The organism is Streptomyces sparsus (assembly GCF_054776295.1).
In genome coordinates this window covers 1-7,458 of sequence record NZ_BAAHCA010000166.1, presented here as the reverse complement: position 1 = coordinate 7,458, position 7,458 = coordinate 1, and the positions used below count along the sequence as shown (strand labels likewise).

The following is a 7,458-nucleotide window of genomic DNA, read 5'->3' as shown; positions in this document are numbered from 1 at the left end:
CACGGTGGTGTCCCCCTCGCCGCCCGCTCAGCTCGCCCGGGCGGCGTTCAGCCGGGCGGCGTGCTCCTGGAGGGAGCGCACCCCTACCTCTCCCCTGCTCAGCGCCTCGATGCCCTGGACGGCCGCGGCGAGGGCCTGCACGGTGGTCAGGCACGGCACGGCACGGGCCACCGCGGCGGTGCGGATGTCGTAGCCGTCCAGGCGCCCGCCGGTGCCGTACGGGGTGTTGACGATCAGGTCGACCTGCCCGTCGTGGATGAGCTGCACGATCGTCTTCTCGCCGTTCGGGCCCTCACCCTCGCTGTGCTTGCGCACGACGGTGGCGTTGATGCCGTTGCGGCGCAGCACCTCGGCGGTACCGGACGTGGCCATCAGTTCGAAGCCCAGGGCGACCAGCTCACGCGCCGGGAAGATCATCGAGCGCTTGTCCCGGTTGGCGACGGACACGAAGGCGCGGCCCTTGGTGGGCAGCGCCCCGTAGGCGCCCGCCTGCGACTTGGCGTAGGCGCTGCCGAAGACGGAGTCGATGCCCATGACCTCGCCGGTGGAGCGCATCTCCGGGCCGAGCACGGTGTCCACCCCGCGGCCGTGCACGTCGCGGAACCTCGACCACGGCATCACGGCCTCCTTGACGGAGATCGGCGCGTCCAGCGGCAGCGTGCCGCCGTCACCGGTGGCGGGCAGCATGCCCTCGGTGCGCAGCTCGGCGACGGTGGCGCCCAGCGAGATGCGGGCCGCCGCCTTGGCCAGCGGCACGGCGGTGGCCTTGGAGGTGAAGGGCACGGTCCGTGACGCCCGGGGGTTGGCCTCCAGGACGTAGAGGATGTCGCCGGCCAGCGCGAACTGGATGTTGATCAGTCCGCGTACCCCGACGCCGCGGGCGATGGCCTCGGTGGAGGCACGCAGCCGCTTGATGTCGTAGCCGCCGAGAGTGATGGGCGGCAGCGCGCAGGCGGAGTCGCCGGAGTGGATGCCGGCCTCCTCGATGTGCTCCATGACGCCGCCGAGGTAGAGCTCCTCGCCGTCGTAGAGCGCGTCGACGTCGATCTCGATGGCGTCGTCGAGGAAGCGGTCGATCAGCACCGGGTGCTCGGAGATGAGGCCGGCGTGCCGGTGCAGGTACTCGGCGAGGGAGGGCTCGTCGTAGACGATCTCCATACCGCGTCCGCCCAGCACGTAGGAGGGCCGCACCATGACGGGGTAGCCGATGCCGGCGGCGATGGCGCTGGCCTCGTCGAAGGAGTACGCGGTGCCGTACTTGGGGGCGGGCAGTCCGGCGTCGGTGAGCACGCGGCCGAACACGCCGCGGTCCTCGGCGGCGTGGATGGCCTCCGGCGGGGTGCCGACGACGGTGACGCCGTTGTCCTTGAGCGCCTGCGCCAGGCCGAGCGGGGTCTGCCCGCCGAGCTGCACGATGACGCCCGCGACCGGGCCGGCCAGCGACTCGGCGTGCACGACCTCCAGCACGTCCTCCAGGGTGAGCGGCTCGAAGTAGAGCCGGTCGGAGGTGTCGTAGTCGGTGGAGACCGTCTCCGGGTTGCAGTTGACCATGACGGTCTCGTAGCCCGCGTCGTGCAGGGCGAACGAGGCGTGCACGCAGGAGTAGTCGAACTCGATGCCCTGGCCGATGCGGTTGGGACCGGAGCCGAGAATGATCACTGCGGGCTTCTCGCGCGGCGCGACCTCGCTCTCCTCGTCGTAGGAGGAGTAGAAGTACGGGGTCCGGGCGGCGAACTCGGCGGCGCAGGTGTCCACCGTCTTGTACACCGGCCGCACGCCGAGCGCGTGCCGCACCTCGCGCACCACGTCCTCGCGCAGGCCGCGGATGGCGGCGATCTGGGCGTCGGAGAAGCCGTGCCGCTTGGCCTCGGCGAGCAGTTCCGGGTCGAGGCGTTCGGCGGCGGCGAGGTCGTCGGCGACCTCCTTGATCAGGAACAGCTGGTCGGTGAACCAGGGGTCGATCTTGGTCGACGCGAAGACCTGCTCGGGGGTGGCGCCGGCCCGGATGGCGGCCATCACGGTGTTGATGCGGCCGTCGGTGGGCCGTACGGCGTCGGCGAGCAGCTGCTCCACGTCGCCGGTGGGGGCGGTGAAGTCGAACTGGCTGCCCTTGCGCTCCAGGGAGCGCAGCGCCTTCTGCAGCGCTTCGGGGAAGTTGCGGCCGATGGCCATGGCCTCGCCGACCGACTTCATGGTGGTGGTCAGCGTGCTGTCGGCGGCCGGGAACTTCTCGAACGCGAAGCGCGGCACCTTGACCACCACGTAGTCGAGCGTGGGCTCGAAGGACGCCGGGGTCTTCTCGGTGATGTCGTTGGGAATCTCGTCCAGGGTGTAGCCGACTGCCAGCTTGGCAGCGATCTTCGCGATCGGGAAGCCGGTGGCCTTGGACGCCAGCGCGGAGGAGCGGGAGACGCGGGGGTTCATCTCGATGACGATGACCCGGCCGTCCTCGGGGTTGACCGCGAACTGGATGTTGCAGCCGCCGGTGTCCACGCCGACCTCGCGGATCACCGCGATGCCGATGTCGCGCATCACCTGGTACTCGCGGTCGGTGAGCGTCATCGCCGGCGCGACGGTGATGGAGTCGCCGGTGTGCACGCCCATCGGGTCGAAGTTCTCGATGGAGCAGACGACCACGACGTTGTCGTGCTTGTCGCGCATCAGCTCCAGCTCGTACTCCTTCCAGCCGAGGATGGACTCCTCCAGGAGCACCTCGGTGGTCGGCGACAGCGTCAGGCCCTGGCCGGCGATGCGGCGCAGCTCGTCCTCGTTGTGGGCGAAGCCGGACCCGGCGCCGCCCATCGTGAAGGAGGGGCGGACGACGACCGGGTATCCGCCGAGTTCGTCGACGCCGGCCAGCACGTCGTCCATGGAGTGGCAGATGTAGGAGCGGGCCGAGTCGCCGTGGCCGATCTTCTCCTTGACCGCGCTGACGACGCCCTTGAACAGTTCGCGGTCCTCGCCCTTGTTGATCGCCTCGACGTTGGCGCCGATCAGCTCGACACCGTGCTTCTCCAGCGCGCCGGACTCGTAGAGCGAGATGGCCGTGTTGAGCGCGGTCTGGCCGCCCAGGGTCGGCAGGAGGGCGTCGGGCCGCTCCTTGGCGATGATCTTCTCGACGTACTCCGGCGTGATCGGCTCCACGTAGGTGGCGTCGGCGATCTCCGGGTCGGTCATAATCGTCGCCGGGTTGGAGTTGACCAGGATGACCCGCAGGCCCTCGGCCTTGAGCACCCGGCACGCCTGGGTGCCGGAGTAGTCGAACTCGGCAGCCTGGCCGATGACGATCGGGCCGGAGCCGATGACCAGGACGGACTGGATATCGGTGCGCTTAGGCACGCTGGCCCTCCATCAGGGAAACGAAGCGGTCGAACAGGTAGGCGGCGTCGTGCGGCCCGGCGGCGGCTTCGGGGTGGTACTGGACGCTGAACGCGGGGCGGTCGAGCAGTTGCAGGCCCTCCACCACGTTGTCGTTGAGGCAGACGTGGGAGACCTCGGCCCGCCCGTAGGGCGTGTCGGACACGGTGTCGAGCGGCGCGTCCACGGCGAAGCCGTGGTTGTGCGCGGTCACCTCGACCTTGCCGGTGGTGCGGTCCTGCACCGGCTGGTTGATGCCGCGGTGGCCGTACTTCAGCTTGAAGGTGCCGAAGCCCAGCGCCCGGCCGAGGATCTGGTTGCCGAAGCAGATGCCGAACAGCGGCGTGCCGCGCTCCAGCACGCTCCGCATCAGCGCGACCGGGTGCTCGGCGGCGGCCGGGTCGCCGGGGCCGTTGGAGAAGAACACGCCGTCCGGCGCGACCGCGTACACCTCCTCCACGGTGGCCGAGGCGGGCAGCACGTGCACCTCTATGCCGCGCTCGGCCATCCGGTGCGGTGTCATGCCCTTGATCCCGAGGTCGATCGCGGCCACGGTGAACTTCTTGCCGCCCATCGCCGGCACCACGTAGGCCTGCTCGGTGGCGACCTCCCCGCACAGGTCGGCGCCCGTCATCTGCGGCGCATCCTGCACCCGGGCCAGCAGCGTGGCGTCGTCGGCGAGCGCGTCGCCGGAGAAGATGCCGACCCGCATGGTGCCGCGCTCCCGCAGGTGCCGGGTGAGCGCGCGGGTGTCGATGCCGCTGATGCCCACCACACCCTGGTCGGTGAGTTCCGCGTCGAGCGTGCGGACCGAACGCCAGTTGGACGGCACCCGTGCCGGGTCGCGGACGACGAAGCCGGACACCCAGATGCGGCGCGACTCCGAGTCCTCGTCGTTGACACCGGTGTTGCCGATGTGCGGTGCGGTCATGACGACCACCTGGCGGTGGTACGAGGGGTCGGTGAGGGTCTCCTGGTAGCCGGTCATGCCGGTGGAGAAGACCGCCTCACCGAAGGTCTCCCCCACTGCTCCGTAGGCGCGGCCGCGGAACGTGCGGCCGTCCTCCAGGACGAGTACGGCGGGAGCGCTGGTCGCTCCCCGGGTGGCGGTCGTCATCGTGCGCCTTCCTCGATCTGCGGGTCGTGCGGGGCGGCTGCGTCGGCGGAGCCACCGGAGATTTCGTCCACAGCTGCCAGCCACGCGCCGTGCTCGGCGGCGTGGTCCAGGCGGAACCCGGAGTCCAGCAGGGTGTCGCCCAGCTGCCAGACGACCACCAGGAGCCCGCCCTCGGTCAGCACCTTGCCGGCGATGCCGGTGTCGAGCCGGGCGCCGCGCAGGTCGGCGGCGGGCACGAAGAAGTCCCGCGCACCGGGCCGCAGCACGGTGAGCCCCTCGGCGGTGAGGGTGAGCGAGACCCGGCTGCGGGTGCCGAGGCCGTGCGCGACGATCCGGTCCAGCCACTGCCCGGACCGGGTCGAGCCGTGGTAGCGGCCCTCGCCGGTGAGCAGCACGTCCGCCGGTGGGCGGGCGTCGGCCGACTCGTCCGGCGCGGCCGGGGCCGCGGGAACGGCCGCGGGCTCGGGCAGGTTGCCCTGCAGGGTGCCGCGCCACTTCCAGCCCTCCCGCATCAGCCAGTAGACCAGCGCGATGAAGAGCAGCAGGCCGACGACCCAGCCGATGCGGGCGGCCCAGTCGGTCACCTCCTGCGACCGCGGTTCGGCGGCGCCGTCGGCGAGAGCCGCCAGCGCGTGCATCACAGGTGGGTTCACGTGAGTTTCCCGTCCACGACCGTTGCCCGGCCCCGCAGGAAGGTGTGCGTCACCCGTCCCGGCAGCTCGCGTCCCCGGTAGGGGGTGTTACGGCTGCGGGAGGCGAAGCCCGCGGGGTCCACCTCTCCACGGTAAGCCGGATCGACCAGTGTCAGGTTGGCCGGCTCACCTGCCGAGACGGGACGGCCGTGGCCGGCGAGTCGTCCGATGTGCGCGGGCCGGAAGGACATCCGGTCGGCGACCTGGGCCCAGTCCAGCAGCCCGGTGTCGACCATGGTGTGCTGAACGACCGACAGCGCGGTCTCCAGGCCGACCATGCCCATGGCCGCGGCACCCCACTCGCAGTCCTTGTCCTCGTGCGGGTGCGGGGCGTGGTCGGTGGCGACGCAGTCGATGGTGCCGTCGGCGAGCGCCGCGCGCAGGGCCTGGACGTCCGCCTCGGTGCGCAGCGGCGGGTTGACCTTGTAGACGGGGTCGTAGGAGCGCACCAGTTCGTCGGTGAGCAGCAGGTGGTGCGGGGTGACCTCGGCGGTGACGTTCCAGCCCTTGGACTTGGCCCAGCGCACGATCTCCACCGAGCCGGCGGTGGAGAGGTGGCAGATGTGCACCCGGGAGCCGACGTGGGCGGCGAGCAGCACGTCGCGGGAGATGATCGACTCCTCGGCGACGGCCGGCCAGCCCCCGAGGCCCAGCTCGCCGGAGACGACACCCTCGTTCATCTGGGCGCCCTCGGTGAGCCGGGGCTCCTGGGCGTGCTGGGCGATGACGCCGTCGAAGGCCTTCACGTACTCCAGGGCGCGGCGCATGATGACCGCGTCGTCGACGCACTTGCCGTCGTCGGAGAAGACCCGCACGCCCGCGGCCGACTCGTGCATGGCGCCGAGTTCGGCGAGCTGGCTGCCGGCCAGGCCGACGGTGACGGCGCCGACCGGCTGCACGTCGCAGTAGCCGGACTCGCGTCCCAGCCGCCACACCTGCTCGACGACGCCGGCGGTGTCGGCCACGGGGAAGGTGTTGGCCATGGCGTGCACGGCGGTGAAGCCGCCGGCGGCGGCGGCCCGGGTGCCGGTGAGCACCGTCTCGGAGTCCTCACGGCCGGGCTCGCGCAGGTGGGTGTGGAGGTCGACGAGGCCGGGCAGCAGCACCAGGCCGTCGGCTTCGACGACGTGGGCGCCCGCGGCGTCCAGGCCGTTGCCCACCTCGGCCACGGTCTCACCGTCGATCAGGACGTCGGCGCTCTCTCCGCCCAGGACTCGCGCGCCGCGGATCAGGGTCTTGGCTGTGGTCACTTGCTCTCCTCGGTGCGGTGGGGCGTGGCCGGCGTGGCCGGGTCGCTGACCGCGGGCTCGGAGCCGCCGAGCAGCAGGTACAGGACGGCCATCCGGATGCTGACGCCGTTGGCGACCTGCTCCACGGCGGTGCACCGCGGCGAGTCGGCGACGTCGGCGGTGATCTCCATGCCGCGGTTCATCGGGCCGGGGTGCAGGACCACGGCGTGCTCGGGCATCCGGGTCATGCGCTGGCCGTCGAGGCCGTAGCGGCGGGCGTACTCGCGTTCGGTGGGGAAGTAGGCGGCGTTCATGCGCTCGCGCTGGACGCGCAGCATCATGACCGCGTCGGACTGCGGAAGCACCCGGTCGAGGTCGTAGGAGATCTCGCACGGCCAGCTGCCGATGCCCACGGGGACCAGGGTCGGCGGCGCGACCACGGTGACGTGCGCGCCGAGGGTGCTCAGCAGGTGGACGCCGGAGCGCGCGACGCGGCTGTGCAGGATGTCGCCGACGATGGTGACGCGGCGGCCGTCGAGGTCCTTGCCCGGCCCGCCGCCCAGTCGCCGGCGCAGGGTGAAGGCGTCCAGCAGGGCCTGGGTGGGGTGCTCGTGGGTGCCGTCGCCGGCGTTCACGACCGAACCGCCGATCCAGCCGGAGGTGGCGAGGCGGTGCGGGGCGCCGGAGTCGTGGTGGCGGATGACGACGGCGTCCGCGCCCATGGCCTCCAGGGTGAGCGCGGTGTCCTTGAGGGACTCGCCCTTGGAGACGGACGAGCCCTTCGCGGAGAAGTTGATGACGTCTGCGGACAGCCGCTTGGCGGCCAGTTCGAAGGAGATCCGGGTGCGGGTGGAGTCCTCGAAGAAGAGGTTGACGACCGTGCGGCCGCGCAGGGTGGGCAGCTTCTTGATCGGCCGGTCGGCGAGCCGGGCGAGTTCCTCGGCGGTGTCGAGGATCATGACGGCGTCGTCGCGGGTGAGGTCGGCGGCCGAGATGAGGTGGCGCTTCATCGGATACGGGCTCCGTGGAGTGAGGTGAGGGTGCCGGCGGGCAGGCGGCGGCA

Annotated in this window: 5 protein-coding genes; all 5 read right to left on the bottom strand. The window is 71.5% G+C overall.

Annotated elements, in window-relative coordinates:
• Positions 1-27: 27 nt before the first annotated feature.
• From carB to ACYVE9_RS10900, 5 genes are read right to left on the bottom strand one after another with little or no spacing between them, the layout of a single operon-like run.
• A complete protein-coding gene (gene carB / locus ACYVE9_RS10920; protein WP_461027580.1) occupies positions 28-3,339 on the bottom strand; it encodes a carbamoyl-phosphate synthase large subunit in 3,312 nt (1,103 codons plus the stop codon).
• Positions 3,332-4,474 (bottom strand): glutamine-hydrolyzing carbamoyl-phosphate synthase small subunit, encoded by a 1,143-nt coding sequence (gene carA / locus ACYVE9_RS10915; RefSeq protein ID WP_461027579.1) that lies wholly within the window; start codon positions 4,472-4,474, stop codon positions 3,332-3,334. Before carA ends, carB begins: the two co-directional genes overlap by 8 nt.
• Complete coding sequence (locus ACYVE9_RS10910) at positions 4,471-5,112, bottom strand: PH-like domain-containing protein (protein WP_461027581.1); 642 nt, start codon at positions 5,110-5,112, stop codon at positions 4,471-4,473. The genes carA and ACYVE9_RS10910 overlap by 4 nt, the downstream gene beginning before the upstream one ends.
• An 11-nt stretch (positions 5,113-5,123) precedes the next feature.
• Positions 5,124-6,416, bottom strand: coding sequence for a dihydroorotase (locus ACYVE9_RS10905; RefSeq protein WP_461027578.1), 1,293 nt, complete (start codon positions 6,414-6,416; stop codon positions 5,124-5,126).
• Entirely contained in the window at positions 6,413-7,405 is a 993-nt protein-coding gene (locus ACYVE9_RS10900; RefSeq protein WP_461027577.1) for an aspartate carbamoyltransferase catalytic subunit, read from the bottom strand. Before ACYVE9_RS10900 ends, ACYVE9_RS10905 begins: the two co-directional genes overlap by 4 nt.
• Positions 7,406-7,458 lie beyond the last annotated feature (53 nt).